This is a genomic window from Nonomuraea ferruginea, from assembly GCF_039540635.1.
In the GTDB taxonomy this organism is placed as follows: domain Bacteria; phylum Actinomycetota; class Actinomycetes; order Streptosporangiales; family Streptosporangiaceae; genus Nonomuraea; species Nonomuraea ferruginea.
The window spans coordinates 376,969-403,286 of sequence record NZ_BAABFD010000004.1; the positions used below are offsets into that span (position 1 = coordinate 376,969).

Below are 26,318 nucleotides of genomic sequence, written 5' to 3' on the forward strand. Positions count from 1 at the left end.
AAAACCGGCCCGCCGCGTGGCTGTCAACCCGCCCTTGTGACGCGTACCGGGCATGTGTCATAAATATGGCCGTACAAATCGACGAGGAGGTACGCATGGGACGGCTCGCGCAGACCGACGGACTCACCGACGTGCAGCGGGAGATTCTCCGCACGGTCAGGGAGTTCGCGGACAAGGAGATCCTGCCCGTGGCCCAGCGTCTCGAGCGCGAGGACGCGTACCCGCAGGAGATCGTCGAAGGCATGCGCGAGATGGGGCTGTTCGGGCTGACCATCCCGGAGGAGTACGGCGGGCTGGGCGAGTCGCTGCTGACCTACGCCCTGGCCGTGGAGGAGATCGCCCGGGGCTGGATGAGCGTGTCGGGCATCGTCAACACCCACTTCATCGTCGCGTACATGATCATGAAGCACGGCACCGAGGAGCAGCGGCGGCACTACCTGCCGCGGATGGCCACCGGCGAGGTGCGCGGCGCGTTCTCGATGTCGGAGCCCGGCTGCGGGTCGGACGTCTCGGCGATCACGACGAGGGCCGCGCGCGACGGCGACGGGTACGTGATCGACGGTCAGAAGATGTGGCTCACCAACGGCGGCACGGCCAACCTGGTCGCGGTGCTGGTGAAGACGGACGAGGGCGCGGACTCGGTCTATCGGAACATGACCACGTTCCTGGTCGAGAAGGAGCCGGGATACGGCGAGGTCGAGCCGGGGCTGACCATCCCCGGCAAGATCTCGAAGATGGGCTACAAGGGCGTCGACACCACCGAGATGGTCTTCGACGGCTACCGCGCCCCCGCCTCGCAGGTGCTGGGTGGGACCCCCGGGCGCGGCTTCTACCAGATGATGGACGGCGTCGAGGTCGGCCGGGTGAACGTCGCCGCCCGCGGCTGCGGGGTCGCGCTGCGCGCCTTCGAGCTGGCGGTCCGCTACGCGCAGGAGCGCCGGACGTTCGGCAAGCGGATCGCCGAGCACCAGGCGGTGCAGTTCAGGCTCGCCGACATGGCCACCAAGGTCGAGGCCGCGCACCAGATGATGGTCATGGCCGCGCGCAAGAAGGACGCCGGGCAGCGCAACGACCTGGAGGCGGGGATGGCGAAGTATCTCGCCTCCGAATACTGCCGGGACGTCGTGGAGGAGTCCTTCCGCATCCACGGCGGCTACGCCTACTCCACCGAGTACGAGATCGAGCGCCTCTACCGGGAGGCCCCGATGCTGCTCATCGGCGAGGGCACGGCGGACATCCAGCGCATGATCATCGGCCGCCGGCTGCTGGAGGAGTACGGGCTGCCCGGGTGATGTCGTGGACAGGGGCCCAGCTGAGACGGTATCTTAGCTATTGTTGTAATGATTCAAGTGAGGTGGCCTCCGGTGCGCTTCGTTGACAGCCACATGCACCTGTGGCATCTGACCGAGCACAAGTGGTATCCCGCCCTCGACCCGCCCGAGGACTCCGATGACTTCGGCATCGGCGACATGGCCGGCCTGCGGCGCGACTACTTGCCTGAGCACTACCTGGCCGACGCCGCGGGCTCCGGCCTCGACGTGGTCAAGGCCGTGCACGTCTCGGCCGTCACGGCCCCCGGCACCCACCTGGACGAGGCCCGCTGGCTCGACCGGGTCGCCACCGAACACGGCCTGGTCGGCGCCGTCATCGGCGCCGTCGAGCCGGGCGCGGACGCCGAGACCGTCGCCGCCGACCTCGCCGAGCAGGCCAAGAGCCCGCTGTTCAGGGGCATCAGGGTGCTGTACGGGTTCGACCCGGCCGACCCGGTCACCCGGCGGCTGGCCGAGCTGCTCGACGCCGGCGGCCACGTCTTCGACGTCGTCATCCACCCCGGCGAGGTCGACGGCTGGCTGCCGCTGCTGCGCGACTTCCCCGGCCTCGCCGTCGTGCTGGAGCACGCTGGCTGGCCCGACGGCGGCGACCCCGACCAGTTCACCGCCTGGCGCGAGGGCCTGACCCGGCTCGCCTCGCTGGCCAACGTCGACTGCAAGATCTCCGGCCTGCCCATGAGCCTGCACACGCTCGACGCCGGGACCCTGCGCCCGTGGATCCAGGCATGCCTGGACGTCTTCGGCGTCGACCGCTCCTTCTTCGGCAGCAACTTCCCCGTCGACTCGCTCTTCGGCGGCTACGACAAGGTCGCCGAGGCCTACCTGGGCGCCACCGGCGACCTGACCGCCGCCGAGCGCGACCGGGTGTTCGCCGCCAACGCCGAGCGCCGCTACCGGATCTGAGGAGAGACCGTGCACGTCGGATTCACCATGGACATGCGCAACCCGCACGGGCGGCCGTGGCGCGACCACTGGGAGGACTGCCTCCACCTCATGTGCGAGGCCGAGGCCATGGGCTTCGACTACGTCATGGTGCAGGAGCACTTCTTCCAGCCGGACGGGTACGCGCCGTCCGTGCCGATCTTCCTCACCATGCTGGCGGAGCGCACCAGGACCATCAGGATCGGCTCGTACGTCTACATCCTCCCGCTGCACCACGCGGCCATGCTGGCGCAGGAGACGGCGGTCCTCGACCACGTGTCCGAGGGCCGGCTGGACGTGACGGTCGGCTCCGGCCACAGCGCCGCCGAGTACCACGCGCTCGGCTACTCGCCCAAGACCAGGCCGTCCCGCATGCAGGAGGGCCTGGAGGTGCTCAAGCTGGCCTGGACCCAGCGGCCCTTCAGCTACAGCGGCCGCTACTACGACCTCAAGGACGTCACCGTCGCCCCCGCGCCGCTGCAGCAGCCGCACCCGCCGCTCTGGGTGGCCGCCACCGCGCCGCCCGCCGCCCGCCGCGCCGGCAGGATGGGCGCCAACCTGCACGGCGCCTCCGTGGACCCCGAGTTCCACCAGGCCTACTTCGAGGGCCTGGCCGAGGCCGGCGTCGAGCGCGACCAGGTGCGGGTGTCGAACCCGTGGGCGATCACCGTCACCGACGAGAACCCCGACGCCGTCTGGGAGCGCCGCAAGGACCTCATCTTCGAGCGCTGGGACTTCTACCGGCGCATCCGCGACGAGATGGGCGACCCCGACCTGCAGTACGGTCTCGCACCCACCCCCGAGGCCTACCGCGACTACGAGATCATCGGCGACGCCGACACCGTGATCGGGACGCTGGAGGGCCTGGTCAAGGGCCTGCCGCTGACCGACATCGTGCACTCCGGCCCGGCGGGCGGCACGCCGCCCGAGGAGGCGTACGAGGACCTCAAGCGGTTCGCCGACCGCGTGCTGCCGACGCTCAAGAGCTGGTAGCCGACGCCCGCCCCCTCCGGTTACTGCGCTCCGGAGGGGGCGGGCCCCTTTCAGCTCTGCGGGTAGTAGAGCGAGATCGTCTCGGCCACGCAGGCAGGTTTCGTCCCGCCCTCGATCTCCATCGTCGAGCCCAGCACGGCCATGACGCCGCCGTTGGACTCCTTGGCCTCCCGCAGCTCGGTGGTGACCCGCACCCGCGAGCCGACCGGCACCGGGCTGGGGAAGCGCACCTTGTTCAGCCCGTAGTTGACCGACATCCGCAGGCCCTCGATCCGGTAGATCGTGCCGACCAGGACCGGCAGCAGCGACAGCGACAGGTAGCCGTGCGCGATCGTGGTGCCGAAGGGCCCCTCGGCGGCCCGTACCGGATCGACGTGGATCCACTGGTGGTCGCCGGTGGCGTCGGCGAACGTGCCGACCCGCTCCTGCCCGATCTCCAGCCAGTCACTGGTGCCGAGCGTCCGCCCGGCCTGCGCGGTGAACTCGGCGAGGTTCTCGAAGACGCGCATCACATGTGCCTCCCGCCGGCGACCTCCACCGTGATGCCGGTGATGAACGACGACAGGTCGGAGGCCAGGAAGAGTGCGGCGTTGGCGATGTCCTCCGGCTCGCCGATGCGGCCCAGCGGGATGTTGTCGAGCATCTTCTGCAGCGCCTCGGGCGGCATGCCGGCGGTCATGGCCGTACGGATCGGGCCGGGCTGGATGGCGTTGACCCGGATCTGGTGGCGGGCGAGCTCGCGGGCGGAGGCCTTGGTGAGGCCGATCATGCCGGCCTTGGCGGAGCTGTAGTTCGTCTGCCCGAAGTTTCCGGCTTTTCCGGAAATGGAGGAGATGTTGATGACGGCGCCGTACCGCTGCTCCCGCATGATCCGCGCCGCGGCCCGGGTGCCCAGCCAGGCCCCGGTCAGGTGGACGTCCACCACCTTCTTGAAGTCCTCCAGGGTCATCTTCGGCATCGTGGCGTCGCGGGTGATGCCGGCGTTGTTGACCATGACGTCGAGCGACCCGAAGGCGTTCTTGCACGCGTCGGCCAGCGCCTCGACGGCCGCCTCGTCGGTCACGTCGCACGGCACCGCGACCGCCTTCAGGCCCTGGGCCTCCAGGTCGGCGGCCGCCTGCTTGGCACCCTCCGCGTTGACGTCGCTGACCACCACGGACGCGCCGTGGCGGGCCAGGACCGTCGCGATCGCCAGGCCGATGCCCTGCGCCGAGCCGGTGACCACGGCCGCGCGGCCTTCGAGCAGGTTCATCTCCATACCCATCCTCTTCTCTCTTTCAGCCCAGCGGGTCGATCGTGCTCGTGCTTCACTCAGCCCAGCGGGGTTCGCGCTTCTCGACGAAGGCGAGGGGGCCCTCGCTCTGGTCATGATGCCCCCACATGCCCACGAGGTGCTGGGTGCCCACCTTGCAGGCGTCCGTCAGCCCCAGCTCCAGCGCCGCCCACAGGGCCTTCTTGGTGGCGGCCATCGCGGCGGGGGAGTTGCGGGCAATCTTCTCGGCCAGCTCCTGCGCGGCCTCGCGCAGCTGCTCCGGCGGGTCCACGACCTGGCTGACCAGGCCCAGTTCGAGGGCGCGCTGGGCGGGCATCCGCTCGTGCGACCCGACCAGCGCCATCCGCATCACCGCCTCGAACGGGATCTTCTTGGCCAGCCCGATCATCTCGATGGCGGTCACCTGGCCGACGCTCACGTGCGGGTCGAAGAACGTGGCGTCGGACGCGGCGATCACGATGTCGGCGTCGGCCACGAAGTGCAGCCCGCCGCCGGCGCAGATGCCGTTCACGGCGGCGATGACCGGTTTGGAGACGTTCTGGTGCCAGGAGGTGAAGTGCAGGTCGAAGTTCATCAGGCTGTCCTGGTAGCGCTGCATGCCCACACCGTCACCGGCTATCTCCGCGAGGTCCGCCCCCGTCTGGAAGGCACGGCCCTCACCGGTGTGCACGATCACCCGGACCGACGGGTCCCGGTCCAGCTCAAGCCAGGCCTCGGCCAGCTCGTCGCGCATCGCGTTGTTCATCGCGTTCAGCACGCCGGGGCGGGCGTTGATCAGCCATCCGACGCGGCCGTGCCGTTCCACCTTGATGGTCTCGTACGTCATGCTCGTGTCCCTCTCGTGTCAGACGACCTCGCGCTCGAGCATCCCGGCGAGCGCGGTCACGTGCTCGCCGGCCTCCCCGAGCAGGTGAGCGCTCGTACGCGCCCGCTTGAAGTAGAGGTGGGCGTCATGCTCCCAGGTGAAGCCGACGCCGCCGTGCAGCTGGATCGTCTGGGCGGTGACCCAGGACGCGGCCTTGCCCGCCATGAGCGCGGCCACCCGCGAGTCCCGCGCGAGCGCCGCGCCCTCCGAGCGGGTCGCCGTGTAGACGGCTGAGCGCGCGGACTCGACCTTGATCAGCGCGTCGGCGAGCCGCTCCTTGATGACCTGGAACGAGCCGATCGGGCGGGCGAACTGGATGCGCGTCTTCGCGTACTCGACCGTCATGTCCAGGCACCGCTGCGCGACCCCGGTCTGCTCGGCCGCGAGCAACGCCCGCGACACGTCAGCGGCCCCGGCCAGCTCACCCGCGCACCCGACCGGTCCGACGAGCACGGCCGGCGTGCCGTCGAACTTCACCCGCGCCATCTTCCTGGTCAGATCCAGCGTGACCAGCGACTCCACGCCCACCCCCGGATGCGCGTCGCGCCCGTCCGGGCCCCCCGCTGGAGCCGTGGCGCGCTCGACCGCGAACACGGCTGGTCCGTCGGGTGTGTTCGCGACGACCAGCAGCAGGTCCGCCGTGGCGCCGTCGACGACGTGGGTCTTGGCGCCGTCGAGCCGCCAGGCGTCGCCGTCGCGGCGGGCGGTGGTGCGGATGGCCTGGACGTCCCAGCGGGCGCCGGCCTCGGCCAGCGCGACGGTGGCGGTCAGGTCGCCGCTCGCGATGCGCGGCCCGTACGCGTCGAGCGCGACGTCGTCGCCGAGCGCGAGCAGCAGCGGCACGGCCAGCACCGACGTGCCGAACAGCGGCGAGCAGGCCAGCCAGGCGCCGCACTCCTCGGCGGCCACGGCGAACTCCGCCGCACCGAGCCCGCTGCCGCCACACCGCTCAGGCAGCATCAGACCGGGCAGGTCGAGCTGCACCAGGGCACGCCACGTGGGCTCGTCCCATCCACTCCCGGTCAGCATCGCCGCCCTGACCCGGGCCGAGGTGCTGACCTGCGACAGCGCGCCCCGCACGCTCTCGCGGAACTCCTCAAGGTCCTCTTCGGAGGTAACGGTCACGGCCTCTCCTCACTCGTCCGGACGGCGCCCTCGGCGCGCAGCTTCGCGATGGCCGCCGCGTCGTACCCCAGCTCCCGCAGCACCGCCTCGGTGTGCTCGCCCAGACCGGGGACCGGGCCGGTGGGTGGCTGCCAGGCGGCGGTCACCGGAGGGGGGAGCGGGGCGGAGACCGGGCCGGCGGGGGCGGGCACGGTCAGCCAGCGGTCGCGGGCCACGAGCTGGGGGTGGTCGACGACGGCGGCCAGGTCGTTGACGAGCCCGCAGCCGATCCCGGCCGCGTGCAGGGCGGCCACGGCGCGGTCGGCGTCCATGGCCCCGATGGCGTCCGCCACCAGCCCGTCGATGACGTCGCGGTGCGCGACGCGCGCCTGGTTGGTCGCGTACCGGGGGTCGTCGGCCAGCTCCGGCCGCCCCAGCACCGACGCGGCCAGCTTGGCCCACTCGCGGTCGTTCTGCACGCTCACCGTGACCAGCCGCCCGTCGGCCGCCCGGTAGGCGTCGTACGGCGCGATGGCCGGATGGCTCATCCCGGGGGCGAGCGCGGGTTGGGTGCCGTGCCTGCGCACCACCAGCGGGTACCCCATCCAGTCCGCCATCGCGTCCAGCATGGACACCTCCAGCACGCACCCCTCGCCGGTGGCGGAACGCCGCAGCAGCGCCGCCAGCACGCTGGAGAAGGCGAACATGCCCGCCGCGATGTCGGCCACCGAGATGCCCGGCTTGACCGGCTCCTCCGGGCTGCCAGTGATCGCCGTCAGCCCGGACTCCGCCTGGACGAGCAGGTCGTACGCCTTGCGCCCGTCGTAGGGCCCGCCGGTGCCGTACCCGGAGATCTCGCACACCACCAGGCGCGGGTGGGCGGCGCGCAGCGACGCGCCGTCCAGCCCCAGCCGGGCGGCCGCCCCCGGCACCAGGTTGTGCGTGAACACGTCGGCCCTGGCAAGCAGCTCGCCGACGACCCGCCGGCCCCCGGGCGTCTTGACGTCCAGGGCCAGCGACTCCTTGTTCCTGTTGGCCCAGGCGAAGTGCGCCCCGGTGCCGTTGGCGTGGGTGTCGAAGGCGCGGGCGAAGTCGCCGCCGTCGGGCCGCTCCACCTTGATCACCCGCGCGCCCAGGTCGGCGAGCTGGCGGGTGGCGTACGGGGCGGACACGGCCTGCTCCATCGAGACGACCAGCACGCCGTCGAGCGGCCTGGTCATGTCCGGGAGAAGTGCCGGATCGCGGCCTGCAGGGTGCCGTCGAGCGTGGTCGCGCCGCCCATCGGCTCGGGCAGGGCGACGGGGCCGTGCTCGCGGCTCGGCAGCAGGATGGTGGCGGTGGCCGGCGCGGTGACCTCGCCGCGCTGGTTGGTGGCGGCCAGCTCCAGGTCCACGGCCGGGTGGACGCCGTTGCCGTCCTCCATGAGGTGCTTGCGCACCACCTTGCCGGTGATCCACTGGGCGTCGCCGACGTAGTTGAACTTGCGGAACTCCACCCGGATCCGCCACAGCCAGGCGTCGTCGCCCATCCAGTCGGTGCAGGCGTGGATCATCCACGTCTCGCGCATCCGCCCGTAGTCGAAGGTGGTCGGGTTGCCGGAGCGGCGGGCGAACTCGGGGTCCCAGTGGACCCGCTGCATCGCGTCCCACACGCCCAGGTCGTCGCGGTGGTAGAAGCGCGGGATGCGCTGCCGGTTGCGGTGGCCCAGCCGCAGCGGCGCGACCCCGTACACGCCCATCCCCATGCCGGTGTGCCAGCAGACCATGTCCGTCACCGTCAGCGGGCCCTTGACCAGCGGGGCGATCTCCTCGCCCTCCTCGACGTCCTCGAACCAGCGCGGCTCCGCGCCGCGCGCCCGCTCGGCGGCGTACTGGGCGTCGATCTCGGCGATCTTCTCCTCGGTCCACGGCTCGATCGCGACGTCGTCGTACTTCTTGCGCTTGCGCGCCTCGTCACGCTCGGTACGGATCATCAGCCGGTACTGGCCGGCCAGCGGGGTGCCGTCGGCGGTGGCGAAGACGTTGGCGTTCCACTCGTGCACGGCCCGGCCGCTGAACTCGCTGGGCTTGTCGAGCACGCCCACGAGCGCGTTGCGCCGGTGCACGGCCCGGCCTTCGTAGAGCGGGTTCCACCACTCGCGCTCGCAGGCCGAGTAGAAGGCGTGCACGCCGCGCAGCGGGTCGCCCCTGACCTCGTCCTGCCGGGCCAGGTCGGCCTCGGTGAGCACGTCCTCGCCGATCAGGCTGTCGCCGCCGACCAGCGGGAACGGGGCGATGGGCTGCCCCCAGCGGGAGCGGGCGGCGTGGTCGGGGTCGCACCACAGCGGGTTGTCGTCGCCGTACGCGCGGGCCACGATCCGGAACGCGTCGGTGCCCGGACGCAGGTAGTGGGGCGGGACGGGGTTGGGCTGGGGGATGCCGATGCGTGCCCGCAGCGCCTCCACCCCCTCGTCCGTGATCCGGGGGCGGGTCTTCTCTTCCGTCGGAGCCATGTAACCTGTCCGCCTTCTCTCGCCTTTTCTTTGCTATCTTATATATAACTATGGCAGAGGGAACAGGGGGTCGGATGGCGTACGAGACGCTGGCGGTCGAGCGCCGCGGCCCGGTCGGCTGGCTGGAGTTCGACCGGCCGCGGGCGGGCAACGCCATGGACGCCGTGATGATGGCCGAGCTGCCGCTCGCCTGGCGCGAGCTGGACGCCGACGACGACGTACGCTGCATCGTCGTCACCGGCCGCGGCCGTGCCTTCCAGACGGGGCTCGACATGGCCGCGCTCGCCCGCGATCCCGCCAGCCTGCGCGAGTCGAGCCGCCGCACCCGTGCCGGGGAGCTGGAGCTGACCGGCTGGCATCTCGGCGTCCGCACCCCCGTGGTGGCCGCGGTCAACGGCGTCTGCGCGGGCGGCGGGCTGCACTTCGTGGTCGACGCCGACATCGTCCTGGCCTCCGCTTCCGCCACCTTCCTCGACCCGCACGTCAGCGTCGGCCAGGTCAGCGCCTGGGAGGCGATCGGCCTGGTGCGCCGGATATCCGCCACGACCGCCGCCCGGCTCGCGCTGATCGGCGTCCACGAGCGGCTCGACGCGGCACGCGCGTACCAGCTCGGCCTGGTCAGCGAGGTCGTCGAGCCCGACGCCCTGCGGGACGCGGCCCAGCGGGTCGCCGAGACCGTCGCCGCCGCCGACCCCGCGCACGCCCGCGCGCTCAAGCAGGCCCTCTGGCGCGCCCAGGAACTCGGCCGCACCGCCGCCCGCGCGGAGGCCGCCCGCACGGAGGCCGCCCGCACGGAGGCCCACGTGGAGGCCCACGTGGAGGCCTGCGCGGAGGCTCGCCCGGAGTCCGGCCGTGCTGAGGCAGGGTCTTTTGACGCCATTCGCTCTCAGGGCGCGAGCCCTCACGCTGACGGGGAGATCCACCCATGACCGCACTGCCCACCGGCCCGGACGTCACCCCAGGCGAGGCCGTGGAGGCCGCCCGTGGCTGGATCGCGGCCCACCTGCCCACCGCCTGGCGCGAGGCCGGCGAGCAGGGTGGCCCGCGCGCCGTGCGCACCGTCCGGACCCGCGAGGAGTACCGCGCGTGGTACCCCGAGTTCGGCGCGTCCGGCCTGGTCGCGGCCACCTGGGAGGTCGACTACGGCGGCCTCGGCTGGTCGCGCAGGGCCGCCGTGGCCGCCGACGAGGCGCTGCGCCCCTACCACCTGCCCCGGCTCAACCCGCTCGGCCTCAACCTGGCGGCCCCCGCCCTGTTCGCCCACGGCACGGAGGAACAACGGCGGCGCTTCCTCAAGCCGATCACCAGGGCCGAGGAGATCTGGTGCCAGCTTTTCAGCGAGCCAGGCTCCGGAAGTGACCTCGCCTCCCTCTCCACCAGGGCCGAGCTCGACGGCGACACCTGGGTCGTGCACGGCCAGAAGGTGTGGACCACCTGGGCCGACCAGGCCGACTACGCGGTGCTGCTCGCCCGTACCGACCCCGACGCCCCCAAGCACCAGGGCATCACCTACTTCCTCCTCGCCATGCGCCAGCCCGGCGTCGAGGTGCGGCCGCTGCCGCACATCGGCGGCGAGGCCGAGTTCTTCGAGGTGTTCTTCGACGGCGCCCGCGTCCCCGACGCGCACCGGCTCGGCGACCCCGGCAACGGCTGGCGGGTCGCCCAGGCCACCCTCGCCGGCGAGCGTCAGATGGTGTCGGGCGGCGGCTCCGTCGGCGTCGACCGCATCGGCGGCGTCAGCGCCTCGCACCTCGTCCGCCTGGCCCGCCGCCGCACCGAGTCCGGTCTCCCCGGCGGCTGGGACGACCCGCTGGTCCGCGCCCGCATCGTGGAGCTGTGGTGCGAGGAACAGGTCCGCACTTGGACCAACCGCCGCGTCCGCGCCCGCCAGGCCGGCAACCTGCCCCCCGGCCCGGAGAGCTCGATCGGCAAGGTCCACGGCACCGACCTCAACCAGCGCATCCAGGAGACGGCCGCCACCCTGTCCGGCGAGGACGCCATCGCCTGGCCCGGCACGGCGTCGTCCCCCGCCGAGTACTGGGCCTCGATGCCCGCCGAGACCAGGGGGATGCTCCGCAGCCGCGCCAACACCATCGAGGGCGGCACCACCGAGGTCAACAAGAACGTCATCGCCGAACGCGTGCTCGGCCTCCCCAAGGACTTCGACCCGTACCGCGGCAAGCCCTGGCGCGACCTGCCCCGCAGCTGACCCGCGCCGCCCAGCCGACGGGAGAGTGGACATCCTGCCGCCCGGCAGGCTGAATGGTGGTCAGGGCAACGCATACGTGGCGAAAGGTGCGGGATGCGGCGCGAACAGGGAGCGGCGGCAACCGTCGAGCCGGTGCGGGCGCTGACCGCGCTGCTGGCCAAGGAGTTCCACTTCACCCAGGCCGACCTGGAGGAGAACCAGCTCGGCCGCCTGTCACACCGGCAGCGCCGCCGCCTGGTCCGCCGGATCGTCTACCACGCCCTGGTGTGGACCGCCGGTGGACTGATCGCCCTGACCGTGTTCGCGCTGCCGACGGTGCTCTTCTTCGTCCGCCTGGTGCGTGGCGAGCTCGAGACGTCCACCATGGAGACGGAGGGAGGTCTGTTCCCTGGCGTGGTGTTCGCGGTGATCGTCCTCTTCATCCTGGCCGTGGGCCCGTTCGACAGCCGGATGGCGGAGTTCGTCCACGTCCTGCGCGACCCGGCCCCGGTGAAGCACGCGATCGGCGAGATGGCCCGTGAGGGCGAGAACACCCATGTCCTGAAGATGTCCGGCCTGGCGTTCGCGCTGAAGAAGGTCCCGCCGCTCCTTCCCGCCGGGGACTGCCTGCTGTATTACGTGAACGTCTCGGCCCACCGGCCCATGGTGGTGTCGGCCGAGTTCCGGCTCTGGGACGCCGAGCCGGAGATGTCCTGATCTACCGAGGGTGCAGGGCGGTCAGCTTCTGCGCGATCCGCGCCATCCTCGCCGGATAGAACGCCGCCAGAACCGCGAGCTGCGCCGTTCCGACGCAGGTCATCGATTCGATGATCTCCGCCATCATGGGATCCCGGGACACCGCCTCCCGGTAGTCCTCCATGGCTCCCACGCGGTCCTGCAGATTGGCCCTGGCCATGCATCTCATCATGTACGCGGTGGCGACCGAAGGAGACTCCGGTCGCAGCTCGATGCAGGTCGTCAGCGCACTGACGGCGCGGGCGTCGTCGCCGCTCTGGTACGCGCAGAACCCGATCCCGAAGTGGGCATCGGGATCACCCGGATCGAGGCGGAGGGCGGTGGCGAAGCATTCGACCGCCGCGGCGATGTGCCCGGCGGCCATCAGTTCGTCGCCCCGCCGGACGTACTCGGAACCGTTCATGTCACTCCTGCCGCGGGCACGAAGACGGCGAACAGCACGCGCTCCATCGAGGCCGGCTCCAGAGCCCACAGGAACTGGTCCTGGTCCACGAGCCGGGCGTCCGCGCCGGCCTCGTTGTTCTCCGCGCAGAGCAGCGAGCGCAGCGGCCAGGGGTCCCAGTAGACGAAGCTCCCGGATGCGCGCTCGACGCCGCGGAGCAGCACGCAGTGACCGAAGCCCTTCACGCGATCGTAGACGAGGGCGGTGAAAGCCGGGGCCAGGGTGCCCCACCTTGCCAACTGCCCGCTCATCGGAGTACGCGCATCGAGCTCGATCTTCCATCGGCCGCGGACGTCCTGGACGAGGGCGGCCGGGTCGAGGGACGTGATCCGTTCGATCCTGGCCGTCGGCACTTCCGGCATGGCCGAGTTCAGCAGGCATCGCAACGGCCGGCCGGCGACGATCTGCGTCAGCAGGAAGCTCTCCTCCACGTCGAGCCCGTCGCCGAGGGGGATCTCGCGGTTCCTGGCCCGGTGTTCCCGGTAGTCGGCGATGACCCGATCCAGATCGAAGCGCGCCAGCCCCGCGGCGTCGTGGGGCGACTCGTGCTCCAGCAGCCAGATCTTGGCCAAGTAGTGCAGGAACTCCTGCATCAAGCCCGACAGGTCGGTGGGACCGCCTCCGGCCACGGCGGCCGGCGGCGCGGGTCCGCCGAATCGGATCAGCTCAGTCATCCGCCGGGCTCTCGGTCTCGCGGAGGCGTTCGGCTTCCTCGCGGGCCGCGTCGCGGGTCATGGCTCTGAGCCTGATCGGATCGACGATCCGCCCGTCGCAGCCTTCGAGATGCAGGTCCCACGCGGCTCGAATGCGAGCCCGGGGAGTGCCTCCTCTGCTGCCGGCGATCGACAGATCGCATAACGGGCACTGGAACTGGTGGCGCTGCCCGCCGAATGACACAGTCACCGCGTTCGCTCCTCACCGCGTCCACGGATGCGCGGCCATGCCGGCCGGTGGAGCTGGAAGTCCTGTCGTGCCAGCACCGCCCAGCCGAACTCGGCGACGGCGGCGGCTCCGACGAGTGCGCAGGCGATCCAGCGGGGTATCGCCTCACTCGCCCCGGCGTCCGCCGGAGGTGCGACACACAGGCTCAGGCCCGCGCCGAGCATGGCCACTCCTACGTTATAGAGAAGTACGGCCTTTCCGATCTTGGTCTTCCATTGCCGGAATTCCTCCCGCTGCCGGGAACGCAGAGTTTCCTCATGTCGTTCCAGATCGGCGGCCCCCCACCACTCCTCCAGGTCGCCCGCCGAATAGAGGAGTGCCCGGGCCTGGAATCCGTACTGAATGCTCCCCACAAGAACGATCATGGCGATGGAAAGGAATAACAAGGTCATTCCCGGCCACCGGAATTGTTCCCGATCGGCCCCCACCACGCCGATCATCGCCACGCCCGCCGCCACCAGCAGTGGCGCGGCGACGAAATGCGCCGCGTCCGCGGCGTGGCCATAGCCGAGCGGCGCCGGTTTGGACCACCGAGGCGGCTTGAACGACGGCATACGCGTCACGTTAGACCTGAATGGGATCGAGCAGAATGACCCGGATCACTGACGCGATGTGAAACACCGGAAACAAGGCTCAGGCGCAGCCGTCCACGATGACCCGCACCAGGTCGCGTACCAGATCCTTATTGACGTTCTCGGGCGGTGCGGTGACGAGGGTGAACAGGGCGCCCCCGTAAAGAGCGATCATCGCGGGGATCTTCTCGCGCGGGATGGTGAGGCCGAGCCGGTCGTGCTGCCCGGCGGTGATCTGTGAGGCCGTGTCGTGAAGGCCGGTGAGCGCCTGGGCCAGGGCCGGTCGCCGGGCGGCCTCCAGTTGGAGCTCGAAGATCGCCAGGTAGCGGGTGCGCAGGGTGGTCGCCGCGGCGAACAGCGATTCGGTCAGGAGGTCGACCAGGGGAGCGGGCCGCCCGACGGCCCGGCCGGTGTCGGCGTGATGCAGCTCGGCGACGCGTTCGGCCGCGGCCACCAGCAGCGCCTCCCGGCTGCGGAAGTAGTTGGAGGCCGTGCCCGGCGGGAGATCCGCCGCCTTCTCCACCGCGCGATGGGTCAGCCCGTGCACCCCCGACGACGCGAGCAACTCGATGGCGGCATCGGTCAGGGCCCGGCGACGGGCCGGATTGGCGGGCGGCATGCGGCCATGTTACCAATAGTCGTACTAGTACGATCGTAGTGAATGGAGGGCGCGTGAGGATCGCGGTGGTCGGCGCGGGGCTGGGCGGGGTGGCGGTCGCGGTGGGGCTGCACCGTGCGGGACACGAGGTGACACTCCTCGAACGGGGCGCCGCACTGCGCGAGAAGGGCACCGGGATCGCGATCATGCCCAACGGGCTGCGCGCACTCGACGCGCTGGGGCTGGCCGAGGACGTCCGCGGGCGGCACACGAAAGCCTTCGCCGGAGGGCTGCGCGACTGGCGCGGCCGGCCGCTGCTCGTCACCGACGTGATCCAGGCGCAGCAGGAGATCGGCGCGGTCGTCATCGTCGAGCGGGCGGAGCTCCACCAGGCGCTGCGCGCCCCGCTGCCCGCCGACCTGGTGCGCACCGCGACCCCGGTCGACCGTCTGGAGATCGGCGACTCCGAGGTGGCCGTGATCAGCGGGGGCCGTGCCGTCGCCGAAGCGGACGTCGTGGTCGCGGCCGACGGCATCGCCGGCGAGCTGCGCGCCCAGCTGTTCCCCCGCCACCCCGGTCTGCGCCGCACCGGCCGGCTGGACCTGCGCGGCATGCTGCCCCGCCCCGGCGACCTCACGCCGGACCTGCTCGCCTGCCAGCTGGTCGACCGCCGCAGCGGGGCGATGTTCGGCCTGTTCCCCGTCGGCGAGGACCGGCTCTACTGGTTCACCGACACCGCTCTGCGCGGCGCGCCGCCCGGCCCCGAGGAGGCGCGCGGGCAGATGCTGTCCCTGATGGCCGACTGGCACCCGCTGGTCACCAGGCTGATCGAGGACACGCCGCCCTCGGACATCCACGTCGACCCGATCGCCGGCCTGGCCGAACCTCTGCCCTCGTACGTGTCCGGCAGGGTCGCGCTGCTCGGCGACGCCGCGCACGGCATGCCACCCGATCTCGGCCAGGGCGCCAGCCAGGCGTTCCAGGACGCCGCCGCGCTCACCCGCCACCTCACCGGCGCCGAGCCGGCGGACGCCGCCGAGCGGCTGCTGCGCTACGACGCCGAGCGCCGGCCCAGCGCCAACCGCGTCATGCGGGGCGCGTTCCGGCAGTCACGGCTGACCTCGCGGACGGGCGTCACCGCGTGGCTCCGCGACGCGCTGCTGCGCGCGATACCGTCCCGCCTGGCCACCCGGCAGCTCGCGGCCCTCTGGCACACCGAGTGAGCGCTGATCCGCCCGCATCGCGGACGAGTCTGCTTAAATCCTGACTCGGACGGGATGCCGTTGTTCGAAGTCCTATCAACGGTCGGGCGGACGAGGGGATGACCATGCCGTTATGGCGCGCGGGCCGTAGGACCACGATCACGGCGAGCGCGCTGGCGGTCGTCGCGCTGCTGGCCGGGTGCGCCGCGCAGCCGCCCGCCAGCGCACCTGAGCCGTCGGCGCCGGCCGCGTCCCCGACCGCCCCCGAAGGGCCCGCCGCGCTGGCGACGCTGCGGGTCGGCGGCGAGGGGGACGGGTCCGGCACGGGCCGCATCGACGTGGTCGCGCTGGAACGGACGACCCCCGACACGGTCACCGCACGGCTGCGGATCAGCGCCGAGCGCGGCGAGGTCGATCTGGGCCAGTTCGGTCCCCCGGCGATCGCCGGCACCGTGGCCTACAACTACACCGCGTCCTCGGCGGGATTCTTCCTCCTCGACGAGCCACGGTTGTCGGTGTATCTGGCGATGAAGCGCGACAAGGAGGAGATGGGCGCGGCCTGCCTCTGCACCCAGCTGTCCGGGAAGGTGACGGTGACCTCCGAGCCCGCCCAGGCCTGGATCGTCTACCGGGTGCCCGCGGAGACCACCAGCGTCGCGGTGGGCCTGCTCGCCGCCGGTGTCACGGCCCCGTTGCCGATCGGTCCGCGCGGACAGGCCGCCGCGCCGGACGAGCCCGGCCCCGCCGCCATCGCCGCGGCCTTCCCCAACACCCGAGGTCTGGCCACCCACCTCAGCGGCGCCGCCGAGAAGGTCTCCGAGACCTCCGACAGAGTGGAGATCGCGCTCGACACCGACGTGCTGTTCGCCTTCGACAAGGCGAGCCTGACCTCCGAGGCGCGGGCCACGCTGCGCGGCACCGCCGAACGGATCCGCAGCCAGGCCGCCGGGACCGTGCGGATCGTCGGGCACACCGACGACGTCGGCGACGACACGTACAACCTGGGGCTTTCGCGCCGCCGCGCCGAAGCGGTGGAGCGGGCGCTCCGCGCCTCGGGAGCCGACGGCGACCTGACCTTCGAGGTCGAGGGCAAGGGCGAGCGCGAGCCGAAGGAGCAGGGCGGCTCGGAGGCGGCACGCGCCGCCAACCGCCGGGTCGAGGTGAGCTATCCGCGATCGGCCCCCACCGCGCAGGCCACCCCGTCCGTCCCGAAGCCGGAGGAGGGCCCGTCCGTGCCGGCCACCAGCGGGGCGACCGCCGCCGGGCTGCGGGGCATGGAGGGCGTCACCGCGGACCTGGTGGAACTGCGCCGGCTGAGCCCCACCACTCTGATCGCCACGTTCGACTTCCGCAACGAGAGCTCGCGCGAGATCACGATGCAGGACGCCGCCCTGGACGAGGACGCCCGGAGGTCCACCGGCACCACCGACATCGCGGCCTTCGAGTTCTTCTGGCTCTCGCTCGCCGACGCCGACGACAACCGCTATCACGTGCTGCGCACGTCCGGTCCGCCCGCTCACCACTGCCTGTGCAGCCAGCTCGGCAAGCTGCCGCAGGGCGGGCGGGTCAGGACGTTCGCCCTGATGACCTCGCCACCGCCGGACGTGCGGACGGTGGACGTCGAGCTGTTCGCCTTCGAGCCGATGCGCGACGTACCCATCACCTGAGGAGTCGCTGTCGGCGGGCACGCGGCTGGATCGCCGTGGGCGTTCTCCGTCAGCCGCCGCGGTAGTGATACGCGGTCCTCGGCAGCCGCCGGACGAACTCGGCCGGGTCCTCGAAGTCCCACGCCTCGCCCTCGGGTTCCTCCTCGTAGCCGCAGAAGGGGAACCTCGCCTCGACCCCGCGATCCCGGAGCCCTTTCATGTAGTTGTCGTCGGAGCCGCCGGCCTCGTCGTACGCCTGATGCGCCACGTACCCCAGAAGCTCGAACTCCGGCCACTCCTCGTCCGGCCATTTCTGCAGCCTCGTGCACGTCTGCCGGTCCAGCCGGAACCCTCCGTCCCGCGACCAGCTCGTCCGCTCGTGTCTGTACGTCCGCGTCAACCACCGGAGCCGCTGGACGTGCGGCAACTCGACGATCTTGTCAGGACACTCGACGAGTTCCTCGTACGCGTCCCGCCCGAAACTGATCAGCCACTGGACGAAGTACTCGAACCCGTTGTACGACCCGAACCCTGTGATGGACGAGGTCGACATCCATCACCGGATCATGGCAGACACGGCCGGGGCTTCCATGTCCTGTCCGGTCAATGTCCTCTCGCCGTCCTCGAACGGGATCCATGGCTCGGCGATGCTGTGCGAACGCGATCAGGACCGCCGGTCCCCTGGGCGTCACATGGTGGAGGTGAGTCCTTTCGCGATCTTCCTCAGCTCGGTGTTGACGGCCTCGGCGCCGGAGAACTCCTTGGCGTACACGGGGCTGAAGGTGATCTCGGCCCACTGCCGGTCGCCGATCTTGAGGAAGAGGGTCGGGGAGCCCGCCATGCCGTCCTCGCCGACGTGCTGCACGATCAGATAGCCGCTCCGGTCGCCGATCATCACGTCCTCGCCGTCCTTCTCCTCGCGATAGCGCTGGATCCGTTCGGTGATCTCCTTAACGGCCTCCTCCTCGAACATGAAGATCTGAACCCGGTATAAGCCCTTCTCATCGCCCTTGTAGTTGTACGAGGTGGAGTACGCGTCGCCGTGGTCGATCGACCAGGTGGACCATCGCAGTCCTTCGGGCAGGTAGCCGACCTTGACGTGCCCGAACGCCAACCCGTCGCCCAGGTCCCCGAGGTTCTTCGGCTCGGTCCGCACGGGCGGGGTGTCGTCGATGGCGGGCTCCAGCGTCGCGGAGGTCGTGGCCTGCGTGCTGGGCGTGGCCCGCTGGGCGGCGGTGGCCAGGTAGACGGCGGGCGCGGCGACGACGGTCACGGACGCGAGCACGGACGCGGTCACCATCGCGGTCTTGACCCTGGCCCGCCGTGCCCGGCGCAGGCGCATCACCCGGTCGAGCAGGTCGGGAGCGGCGTGCAACCGCGCGGTCTCGCCTTCCATGAGCCGGCGGATCTCGTCCTCAAGCCTGGGCATTGTCGCGCGCTCCTTCCATGATGTCCCGGCCGAGCGCCGTACGGAGCTTGGCCAGGGCCTTCGACGCCTGACTCTTGACCGTGCCGACGGCGCATCCGAGCACCTCGGCGGTCTGCGTCTCGGTGAGGTCCTCCCAGTAGCGCAGGACGATCACCGCGCGCTGCCGGGGAGGCAGGGCACGCAGCGCGTTCATGAGCACGTGGACGAGGTCGGAGTCCTTCTCGCGGGCCGACGTCTCCGGCGGGCTGTGCATGGGGATGATGTTGAGGATCGCCCGGCGGCGGGCGCGGCTGATGGCCGCGTTGATGATGACGCGGCGCACGTAGGGCTCGGGACTGTCGTGGCGGACCCGGTGCCAGTTCCTGTAGGTACGCTCCAGCGCCGTCTGCAACAGGTCCTCGGCCTCCGTCTGGTCGCCGCAGGCGAGATAGGCGACCCGTAAGAGGCTGGTGGCGCGAGCGGCCACGAAGGAGCCGAAGTCACGTTCTGCTCCGTTCACGTCTGTCCGTTCGATTTCACGCCTTCTAATACGCCCCGGTCCCGGGAACCGTTGCCCGCCGGGCTCGTACGATCTCGCGGGCAACCGTTCGGGCGGCTCAGGCGTATGGATGGTCATGACCGCGTTTCCCCGCAGCAGATCGATGACCTTCACCGCCGCCCTGGCCTTGGCCGGCACCGTCCTGAGCGCTCCCGCGGCCGTCGCGGCCGCTCCTCCCGAGGGCGCCTACTGGCACACCAGGTCGGTGACGACCTCCACCCACCCCTGGCGGTTCGGCACCAAGTCGCACCCCTATGCGCTCCTGGAGACAAGCGTCTCGGAGGAGTGGGCGACTCCCGCCGGCAAGGCCTGGAACGGATACCGGGAACTGGCGACGCGGCCGGAAAGCCCGGCGGACAAGAAGGCGTGGCGGCGTGACGGCTCCCCCACACAATGGGGCAAGACGATCGACGGCAAAATCGTGAAGCTGTCCGGCAAGCACTCCAAGGGCCATGTGGGTCTCCTCCTGCCGGATCGCGGCCAGTTTTGGGTCGCGGGGCAGTGGCTGACGTACGAGGAGGTCCAGCGCCTGCCCGCCGACCCGGAACGGTTGGAGGACTGGCTCACGAGGGCGGCCCGCGTCGGCGGGCTCACTGAGTCCGTCGCGAACTGGCTCACCTCGGTCCTGCCGCAGCTCCTGCACCAGTTTCCCGCTCCGAGGGAGGTCCGCGCCGCGGCCTGGGAGGCTCTGCTGAAGTCTCCGAACGTCCGCATGGAAGGCACCGCGAAGGACAGCCTGGGCAGGTCCGGCACCGTCGTCGTGATCAACACAACGTATGGGACGGGCGAGAAGAGGAACGTGGTCGAGCGGAGGCTGATCGTCGACACCGGCAGGATGGTGCTGTTGTCGGACAGCCAGAAGTCCACACTCGGCGGCAAGCCGCTCCTTGAGGGGTCGTACGACAAGACGCTGATCGAGGTGGGCTGGACCGACTCCCCGCCCACCGTGCCCGCCTTGCCTTGAGCGCCGGGTTCAGCCCCGGGGGAGCCCCAGGACGCGCTGGGCGACGATCTGGCGCTGGATCTGCTGGGTGCCGCCGTAGATCGACTGGGCTCGGGACCACAGGTAGTCGCCGTACGGCGCGGGGTCGCCGAGGACGAACGACGTGCCCGCGAGGTCGCCGACCACGTGGTGCAGGTTCTGTTCGATCCGGGTGGTCAGCAGTTTGTCCACCGATCCCGCCGACCCGCCGGGGTCGCGGTCGGCCAGGGAGCGGGCCACGTGCCACTGCAGCACCCGCAGGTCCACCGACGCGGCGGCGAGGCGGCGGCGCAGCGGCTCGTCGGCGGGGAGGCGGCCCGAGCGGACGTCGTCGCGGGCGGCGGCCAGCACCCGGCCGAGCCGTCCCACCCAGCCCATGTCGGCCGGGCCTCGCTCGTACGAGAGCATGTGCATGGCGATCCGCCAGCCCTGGCCGCGCTCGCCGACCAGGTTGGCCGCGGGCACCTCGACGCCGTCGAAGAACACCTCGGCGAACTCGCGGCTGCCGCTGGCCAGGACGATCTCGCGCCGGTCGACGCCGGGCGACTCCATGTCCACGACCAGCATGGACAGGCCGCGGTGGCGGGGTTCGTCGCGTTCGGTGCGGGCGAGCAGCAGGCACCAGCGTGACCACATGGCGCCGCTGGTCCAGATCTTCTGGCCGTCGACCACGAACCGGTCGCCGTCGGGGGCGGCGGCGGTGGTCAGCGAGGCCAGGTCGGATCCGGCGCCCGGCTCGCTGAAGCCCTGGCACCAGACCTCGGTGCAGCCGAGGAGGCCGGGCAGGACCCGCGTCTTGAGGTCCTCGCCGGCGAAGTCGGCGACGGCGTGCGCGATGTGGCCGATCGGCGGAGGCGGGGGCGCGCCGGCCGTGGCCAGCTCGTCGTTGAGCACCGCCTCGTACAGGTCGGGCAGCCCGTGCCCGCCGTAGGCGGCGGGGAGCGACAGGCCCACGTAGCCGGCGGCGGCCAGGGCGCGGTGCCAGCGCAGGGTCCGCTCGACGGATTCGGCCGACTCGTAGCCGGTGGCGTCGCGGTGCTCGTCCAGGTGGTCGCGGAGCCAGGCGCGCAGGCCGGCGCGGAACTCGGCCACCTCGGGGTCGTCGGAGTAGTCCACGGTCAGCTCCCGGAGAACTCGGTGGCGGCGATGACGGCTTCGTGGTGGTGCTCGTCGCCGAACGCGGCGCGGGCGGCGTGGGCGCGGCGCAGCCAGATGTGCGCGGGGGCCTCCCAGGTCATGCCGATGCCGCCGAAGACCTGGATCACGTTCTCGCACACCTCCACGGCCGAGCGGGAGGCGTACGCCTTGGCCACCCGGGCGGCGCGCAGCGCTTCCTCACCGGGGAGCGCGTCGACGGCCCAGGCCGCGTACCAGCAGGCGCTCCGCGACGCCTCGGTGAGCACGTGGCTGTCGGCGAGGAGCTGCTGCACGGCCTGGAACGCGCCGACGGGGCTGCCGAACTGCACGCGGGTCCTCGCGTGGTCGAGCGCCGCGTCGAGCGCGGCCTGCATGGTGCCGAGCAGGTCGGCCACCAGCAGGCTGAGCGCGAACGCGGAGGTCCGCGCGGCCGTCTCGCCGTCCGGCGCCGTCAGCTCGGTCAAGGTCCGCACGGGCTCACCCAGCGGCCGTACGGCGCGCGTCTGATCAGCGAACGGTACGGGCTCCCCGAGCGCATACGCGGTCCCCGCTGCCGGAACCACCGCGAACTCGGCCCCAGCGGCGTCCCACGCCAGCGACCTCGTGGCGTCGGCGAAGCCGGTCAGATCCGGGGTGAGGGCGGGGGCGAGGCGGCGGGTGCCTTCGGCGATCTCCTCCAGGAGCCCGGACGCCGCGCCCCAGGACTGGAGCTGCTCGGCCGCGATCACCGTGCCCAGGACGGGAGAGGCGACCGCGTGGTGGCCGAGCTGTTCGGCCAGGATCATCATGTCGACGGCGCCGGCCTCCGCCCCGCCGTTCTCCTCGCGCAGCCGCATGGCGAGCCAGCCGGCCTCGGCGACGCGCGACCAGGACGCCTCGTCGGGCGCGGACGGGCCGACGTCATGGGGGCCGCGCCCGCGGTGCCAGCGGGACGCCAGGTGGGCGGCCAGCTTGCCGCAGGACTCGCGGAAGGCCCGCTGCTCGGCGGTGAGCTCGATCTCCATGCCACTCCGAGGACTATCTTTTTTATCATTTACAGAATAGGGCCATTATAGAACCCCCGCCGCCCGCGCGGCAACGAACCCGAGGAGGAAGCGATGGCGGACGACAGGAAGGCCGTGCTCGTCGAGGTGGAGGACCACGTCGCGTGGATCACCCTGGACGACGTCCGGCGGCGCAACAGCCTTAACCCGGTGCTGGTGGGGCAGCTCGCCGAGGCGTGCGCCGGGCTCGGCAGGGACGTGCGGGCCGTGGTGCTGCGGGCCAACGGACCGGTCTTCTCCTCGGGCGGCGACATGGACGCGCTCGGCGCGCCCGCGGACGACCCGACGGCCGTCTACCGGGGCTTCGACGCCCTGGCCGCGCTGCCGGTCCCGGTGCTGGCCGCGGTGCACGCGCCGATGATCGGGGCAGGGGTGAGCTTCGCGCTGGCGTGCGACGTGGTGGTGGCCGCCAGGAGCGCCACGTTCGACCCGCGCTTTCTCGACCTCGCCATCCACCCAGGCGGCGGCCACCTGTGGCGGATGGAGCAGCGCGTCGGCCGGCAGGGCACGGCGGCGATGGTGCTCTTCGGCGACCGGCTGACCGCCGAGGAGGCGGAGCGGCGCGGCCTGATCTGGCGCTGCGTGGAGGACGGCGAGCTGATGGACACGGCACGCCGCATGGCGGCCCGGGTGGCGGGCCGCTCCCCGGACGCGGTACGCCGCGCCAAGGCCACCATGCGGCTCAGCCGTTCCCTCACAGATCCTCGGATGGCCGCGGGCGTCGAGCAGATCGCCCAGGACTGGTCGATGCGCCAGCCCGCGTTCACCGACGCGGTCGCCGCCCTCCGCGAACGCGTCCGCCGCCGCTGAGAGCGGACCCCGGACGAGGGCGGATGGCCATTGTCCCGTTCCAAAAACCGTGGCCGATCGCATTGACGCGGGTCGGTCCGGCATCGAGCATCGGGTGGGGGCCCACCGTCATCTGTCCGTCCCAGCGCATGGGACAAGGGGAGGAAGCATGTCGGTAATGTCGAACGATCCTGTGCTGCCCGCGGGTTGGCAGGAGTTCGTCGGGAAGCCCGACCCGACCACGGCCAAGGCGGTGGCGAGGGCGCTGACGCAGCTGGGCTCGCCCGCCGCGCTCGAATCCGTGAAGCTCATCGCCGAGACGCTGGCCGAGCGCTCGGCGGCCGAACGCAGCGAGAAGTCCCGGCTCATCGCGGCCCAGCTGAGGGGCGAGGTCGCCCACGCCTTCATGAAGGCGACCGCGGCGACCCGCCTGGCCCACTCCACGGTGCGGACGCCCGTGGAGAAGCCGGCGCCGCAGCACCAGAACGTGGCGCACTACCTCGACGTCCTGCCGCCGAAGCAGCCCGGCGAGCGCCCCGAGACGACCCCGGGCGGCCACGACCCGCTGACGCTGGAGGCGCTCGACCTCGCCACGGCCGACCTGGCCGCGCTCGCTGACCGCGTCGCCGACGAGCGCGACGCCTCGTCCATGGGCCATCTCCGGAAGGCGGCGGAGCTCGTCGACTCCATCAACGCCAAGCCGACGACGTACTCACAGGAGCGCCGCGCCGAGCTCGCGGCGGCGGTGAAGGGCACGACGCAGGAGCACATCGTCGAGCAGATCGGCTTCCGGGCGGCGAAGACCCAGCGCGACAAGGAGCGGGGCCTGTCGGCCGAGAACGAGCTCGCGGCCAGTTACTGGCGCACCAACTACGTCGACACCCTGCAGAAGTTCCTGGCCAAACTGGGCACCGTGATGCCGGACCCGGACGACATCCTCGTCAACAGCCCGCGCGTGCTGGAGAAGCTGGCGATGATGGTGGACCCGAAGGTGGTGGCCGGGCTCAGAATCAAACCGGTCGTGGGGCGGACGGGCATCAGCGTGCTGAGCGGCATCTCCGCCTTCGCGAAGCAGGACATCGCCTGGAAGTCGATCCTTCAGGAGCTCGGCGCGACGCCGTCGGCCTACCAGCTCTACGAGCTCATGGACACGGGCAAGCCCGACGCCCAGGCCGACTCCACCGTCAACACCTGGGCCGACCTCGTGGCGCTCATCACCGGCAGCCCGTTCGCCCGCCTGCAGGAGATCGCGCGGCAGAAGACCGAGCTGGCGCCGGTGTGCGCCATGGTCGAGCACCTCGTGCTGGGCCTCACCGACGAGGCCGGCCCGAAGCGCACCGACGCGCTGACCGCCAACGCGCTGCGCTCGCTGGGCCGGCTCCTCGACATCGTCGTGGCGAACCAGCACAACCCGTCGGTGGCGCTGCGCGCGGTCGACCTCATGATGGACGAGATCGGCATCGTGGTCGCCGTGGCCGGGAACTACACGGGGGACGACTACCGGCGGGCCGTGCGGCGGGTCATGCTGGAACGCGCGCCGAGCATCGCGCCGCTGGTCGAGGGCGAGCAGGTCCACATGTACAGCTACCTCACGACCAGCGGCATGGAAGCGCTCGGGACGGCGCTGTGGATCGCGCTGTCCTGGCGGGGGCACGAGCAGGTCTCGCGCTCCACCGAGCCGATCGACTACTTCGAGACCGGCGAGCTGCTCAGAAGGCTCAGAGAGGGCGACACGTTGACGCCGCACCAGGACGTCCTGGTCGCGACGCTGAACCCGAGCGCGCCCTACTCCAAGCCGTCGCCGGAAGAGCTCGTGGTCTCGGTGCGCGAGGCCCTGGCGGCGCAGAAGAAGGGCGCGGCGCCGTGCGTGCTGATCATCGACGCCACGATCCAGCTCGCGCCCGGGTCGACCGGCGGCAGGGGCCGGCTCGACGTCATCCTCGGCAGCCTGAAGGAGGACATCGCCGCAGGCAGGCTGGAGGTCTTCCTGTGCAAGAGCTACCAGAAGTACGCCTCGTTCGGCACCGGCAAGGTGGCCGCCGGCGATCTCACGCTGCTGTCCCAGAAGGGCAACCTCGAATCCGTGTTCGCGCGGGCCGAGGCGCTGCTGCAGGACATCCAGCTCGATCTCGCCCGGCACGACGAGGGACAGCTCGTGATCCACATGCTCCGGCACGGGCACCGTGACGAGCTGGCGCTGATCGACAGCGCCGCCCGGAACGCGAAGTTCGTGGACGAGTTCTGCTGGCCGATCGACCCGAAGAACAAGCGCCAGGGCACCACCTACGTGGACGGGATCCCCCTGCTCCTGCGCGCGACGTCCACCGGCAAGATCGACACCCTCTTCGGCAAGCTCGTCCTGATCGACTGGCGCGACAGCTTCTCGTTCCTGCGGACGTCGTACGTCGGCAGGATCCCGGGGCCGTGGGGGGCGTCGCCGGCGGAGCAGAAGGAGGAGTGGTACGTCCGGATCAACCCCGGCCACGAGTCCAAGGAGACGATGGTCGAGTGCTTCTACGCCTTCGGCCACCTGGCGACCAGCACGCCTCCCGGCGCGGGGCAGCCGGGCCAGAAGCAGGTCGATCTCGGCCAGCTGCCGCTGGAGGCGGTGCTGGAGCACCTGAAAGCTCTGGACGAGGTCAAGGGTGACGCCGGCGTCGAACGGTACCGCAACAACATCGCGGCCTCGTACTGCGTGTTCGCCGTCCAGAACGTGGGTTTCGGCAAGGACGCCCTGGTGCCGCTGCTCGCCGGCTTCTTCGCGAAGCGGACGGGCGGCGTCACGATCGAGACCCAGCGCTATCTCGCCGGTGAGCTCTTCTCGCTGCTCAAGGAGAAGACCGTCGACGTGGTCCACGACACGGGCCCGGTCAAGCTGCCTCCGCCGCCGGCGTCGGGCAAGAAGAAGGTCCTCAGCGTGGACCTCACCACGGTCGCGGGGCTGTGCCGCGCGGCGGCGGTCCTTCCCGCCTGGCGGTTCACGGCGCTGGCCAAGGAGTTCGAGCTGGGCCAGATCGGCGTTTCCGCCGAGGAGAAGCGGCTGAGCGCCCTGGTCGCCAAGGCCGTCAAGGGCTAG

At 71.4% G+C, this 26,318-nt stretch carries 27 protein-coding genes; 11 read left to right on the top strand and 16 right to left on the bottom strand.

All coding sequences use genetic code 11. The annotated features are described in order from the left end of the window. Nucleotides 1-95 precede the first annotated feature (95 nt). The 3 genes from ABD999_RS10575 to ABD999_RS10585 all read left to right on the top strand — a co-directional run bounded on the left by ABD999_RS10575 (nucleotide 96) and on the right by ABD999_RS10585 (nucleotide 3,245). Nucleotides 96-1,292, top strand: coding sequence for an acyl-CoA dehydrogenase family protein (locus ABD999_RS10575; protein WP_148035436.1), 1,197 nt, complete (start codon nucleotides 96-98; stop codon nucleotides 1,290-1,292). A gap of 72 nt (nucleotides 1,293-1,364) precedes the next feature. Then, the gene (locus ABD999_RS10580; protein ID WP_271276811.1) at nucleotides 1,365-2,234 is read left to right on the top strand and encodes an amidohydrolase family protein; all 870 of its coding nucleotides are present in this window, start codon (nucleotides 1,365-1,367) and stop codon (nucleotides 2,232-2,234) included. 9 nt (nucleotides 2,235-2,243) lie between these two features. Continuing rightward, nucleotides 2,244-3,245, top strand: coding sequence for an LLM class flavin-dependent oxidoreductase (locus tag ABD999_RS10585; RefSeq protein ID WP_219542896.1), 1,002 nt, complete (start codon nucleotides 2,244-2,246; stop codon nucleotides 3,243-3,245). A 50-nt stretch (nucleotides 3,246-3,295) separates the two neighbouring features. On the opposite strand, the gene ABD999_RS10590 is transcribed toward ABD999_RS10585, so the two are convergent. The 6 genes from ABD999_RS10590 to ABD999_RS10615 are packed head-to-tail and all read right to left on the bottom strand — an operon-like array spanning nucleotide 3,296 to nucleotide 8,978. After that, entirely contained in the window at nucleotides 3,296-3,754 is a 459-nt protein-coding gene (locus ABD999_RS10590) for a MaoC family dehydratase (RefSeq protein WP_271276812.1), read from the bottom strand. Then, a complete protein-coding gene (gene fabG, locus ABD999_RS10595) occupies nucleotides 3,754-4,509 on the bottom strand; it encodes a 3-oxoacyl-ACP reductase FabG (RefSeq protein ID WP_271276813.1) in 756 nt (251 codons plus the stop codon). Before fabG ends, ABD999_RS10590 begins: the two co-directional genes overlap by 1 nt. Before the next feature lie 43 nt (nucleotides 4,510-4,552). Then, a complete protein-coding gene (locus ABD999_RS10600; RefSeq protein ID WP_271276814.1) occupies nucleotides 4,553-5,344 on the bottom strand; it encodes an enoyl-CoA hydratase/isomerase family protein in 792 nt (263 codons plus the stop codon). Nucleotides 5,345-5,362: 18 nt separating this feature from the next. Further along, entirely contained in the window at nucleotides 5,363-6,508 is a 1,146-nt protein-coding gene (locus ABD999_RS10605; RefSeq protein ID WP_271276815.1) for an acyl-CoA dehydrogenase family protein, read from the bottom strand. Then, nucleotides 6,505-7,707, bottom strand: coding sequence for a CaiB/BaiF CoA transferase family protein (locus ABD999_RS10610; protein ID WP_271276816.1), 1,203 nt, complete (start codon nucleotides 7,705-7,707; stop codon nucleotides 6,505-6,507). Before ABD999_RS10610 ends, ABD999_RS10605 begins: the two co-directional genes overlap by 4 nt. Then, nucleotides 7,704-8,978, bottom strand: coding sequence for a hotdog family protein (locus ABD999_RS10615; protein ID WP_219542899.1), 1,275 nt, complete (start codon nucleotides 8,976-8,978; stop codon nucleotides 7,704-7,706). Before ABD999_RS10615 ends, ABD999_RS10610 begins: the two co-directional genes overlap by 4 nt. A gap of 74 nt (nucleotides 8,979-9,052) precedes the next feature. On the opposite strand from ABD999_RS10615, the gene ABD999_RS10620 reads away from it, so the two are divergent. The 3 genes from ABD999_RS10620 (at nucleotide 9,053) to ABD999_RS10630 (ending at nucleotide 11,883) form a co-directional block, all read left to right on the top strand. Next, nucleotides 9,053-9,907 carry an enoyl-CoA hydratase/isomerase family protein gene (locus ABD999_RS10620; RefSeq protein WP_271276817.1) on the top strand — a complete coding sequence of 285 codons (855 nt, stop codon included), beginning with the start codon at nucleotides 9,053-9,055 and terminating at the stop codon, nucleotides 9,905-9,907. Then, nucleotides 9,904-11,187, top strand: coding sequence for an acyl-CoA dehydrogenase family protein (locus tag ABD999_RS10625; protein WP_271276818.1), 1,284 nt, complete (start codon nucleotides 9,904-9,906; stop codon nucleotides 11,185-11,187). Before ABD999_RS10620 ends, ABD999_RS10625 begins: the two co-directional genes overlap by 4 nt. Before the next feature lie 93 nt (nucleotides 11,188-11,280). Further along, nucleotides 11,281-11,883: a hypothetical protein gene (locus ABD999_RS10630; RefSeq protein WP_271276819.1), complete on the top strand. Its 603-nt coding sequence runs from the start codon at nucleotides 11,281-11,283 to the stop codon at nucleotides 11,881-11,883. A gap of 1 nt (nucleotide 11,884) precedes the next feature. Here the strand turns inward: ABD999_RS10630 and ABD999_RS10635 are convergent, their stop codons facing one another. The 5 genes from ABD999_RS10635 to ABD999_RS10655 all read right to left on the bottom strand — a co-directional run bounded on the left by ABD999_RS10635 (nucleotide 11,885) and on the right by ABD999_RS10655 (nucleotide 14,497). Continuing rightward, nucleotides 11,885-12,325 carry a tetratricopeptide repeat protein gene (locus tag ABD999_RS10635; protein WP_271276820.1) on the bottom strand — a complete coding sequence of 147 codons (441 nt, stop codon included), beginning with the start codon at nucleotides 12,323-12,325 and terminating at the stop codon, nucleotides 11,885-11,887. Next, nucleotides 12,322-13,038, bottom strand: coding sequence for a hypothetical protein (locus ABD999_RS10640; protein ID WP_271276821.1), 717 nt, complete (start codon nucleotides 13,036-13,038; stop codon nucleotides 12,322-12,324). The genes ABD999_RS10635 and ABD999_RS10640 overlap by 4 nt, the downstream gene beginning before the upstream one ends. Beyond that, the gene (locus ABD999_RS10645) at nucleotides 13,031-13,267 is read right to left on the bottom strand and encodes a hypothetical protein (protein ID WP_271276822.1); all 237 of its coding nucleotides are present in this window, start codon (nucleotides 13,265-13,267) and stop codon (nucleotides 13,031-13,033) included. Before ABD999_RS10645 ends, ABD999_RS10640 begins: the two co-directional genes overlap by 8 nt. Further along, complete coding sequence (locus ABD999_RS10650) at nucleotides 13,264-13,860, bottom strand: hypothetical protein (protein WP_271276823.1); 597 nt, start codon at nucleotides 13,858-13,860, stop codon at nucleotides 13,264-13,266. Before ABD999_RS10650 ends, ABD999_RS10645 begins: the two co-directional genes overlap by 4 nt. 79 nt (nucleotides 13,861-13,939) lie before the next feature. Further along, entirely contained in the window at nucleotides 13,940-14,497 is a 558-nt protein-coding gene (locus ABD999_RS10655) for a TetR/AcrR family transcriptional regulator (RefSeq protein WP_271276824.1), read from the bottom strand. 53 nt (nucleotides 14,498-14,550) lie between these two features. On the opposite strand from ABD999_RS10655, the gene ABD999_RS10660 reads away from it, so the two are divergent. Then, the gene (locus tag ABD999_RS10660) at nucleotides 14,551-15,699 is read left to right on the top strand and encodes an FAD-dependent monooxygenase (protein ID WP_271276825.1); all 1,149 of its coding nucleotides are present in this window, start codon (nucleotides 14,551-14,553) and stop codon (nucleotides 15,697-15,699) included. A 104-nt stretch (nucleotides 15,700-15,803) separates the two neighbouring features. Beyond that, complete coding sequence (locus ABD999_RS10665) at nucleotides 15,804-17,345, top strand: OmpA family protein (RefSeq protein ID WP_345482658.1); 1,542 nt, start codon at nucleotides 15,804-15,806, stop codon at nucleotides 17,343-17,345. 49 nt (nucleotides 17,346-17,394) lie between these two features. Here the strand turns inward: ABD999_RS10665 and ABD999_RS10670 are convergent, their stop codons facing one another. From ABD999_RS10670 to ABD999_RS10680, 3 genes are all read right to left on the bottom strand, one after another. Next, complete coding sequence (locus ABD999_RS10670) at nucleotides 17,395-17,877, bottom strand: DUF4240 domain-containing protein (protein WP_271276827.1); 483 nt, start codon at nucleotides 17,875-17,877, stop codon at nucleotides 17,395-17,397. Nucleotides 17,878-18,012: 135 nt separating this feature from the next. Next, nucleotides 18,013-18,753, bottom strand: coding sequence for a hypothetical protein (locus ABD999_RS10675; RefSeq protein ID WP_271276828.1), 741 nt, complete (start codon nucleotides 18,751-18,753; stop codon nucleotides 18,013-18,015). Continuing rightward, a complete protein-coding gene (locus ABD999_RS10680) occupies nucleotides 18,740-19,252 on the bottom strand; it encodes a SigE family RNA polymerase sigma factor (protein WP_271276829.1) in 513 nt (170 codons plus the stop codon). Before ABD999_RS10680 ends, ABD999_RS10675 begins: the two co-directional genes overlap by 14 nt. A 115-nt stretch (nucleotides 19,253-19,367) precedes the next feature. Between ABD999_RS10680 and ABD999_RS10685 the strand changes: the two genes are divergently transcribed. Further along, nucleotides 19,368-20,255, top strand: coding sequence for a hypothetical protein (locus tag ABD999_RS10685; RefSeq protein ID WP_271276830.1), 888 nt, complete (start codon nucleotides 19,368-19,370; stop codon nucleotides 20,253-20,255). A gap of 9 nt (nucleotides 20,256-20,264) precedes the next feature. Here the strand turns inward: ABD999_RS10685 and ABD999_RS10690 are convergent, their stop codons facing one another. Together ABD999_RS10690 and ABD999_RS10695 are read right to left on the bottom strand one after the other, a co-directional pair. Then, nucleotides 20,265-21,389, bottom strand: a complete 1,125-nt coding sequence (locus ABD999_RS10690) for an acyl-CoA dehydrogenase family protein (RefSeq protein WP_271276831.1) — start codon at nucleotides 21,387-21,389, stop codon at nucleotides 20,265-20,267. A gap of 2 nt (nucleotides 21,390-21,391) precedes the next feature. Next, nucleotides 21,392-22,414, bottom strand: a complete 1,023-nt coding sequence (locus tag ABD999_RS10695) for an acyl-CoA dehydrogenase family protein (RefSeq protein ID WP_271276832.1) — start codon at nucleotides 22,412-22,414, stop codon at nucleotides 21,392-21,394. 93 nt (nucleotides 22,415-22,507) lie between these two features. Between ABD999_RS10695 and ABD999_RS10700 the strand changes: the two genes are divergently transcribed. Beyond that, on the top strand, nucleotides 22,508-23,263 hold the full coding sequence (locus ABD999_RS10700; RefSeq protein WP_271276833.1) for an enoyl-CoA hydratase-related protein: 756 nt from the start codon (nucleotides 22,508-22,510) through the stop codon (nucleotides 23,261-23,263). Between the two features lie 157 nt (nucleotides 23,264-23,420). Then, nucleotides 23,421-26,318 (top strand): hypothetical protein, encoded by a 2,898-nt coding sequence (locus tag ABD999_RS10705; protein ID WP_271276834.1) that lies wholly within the window; start codon nucleotides 23,421-23,423, stop codon nucleotides 26,316-26,318.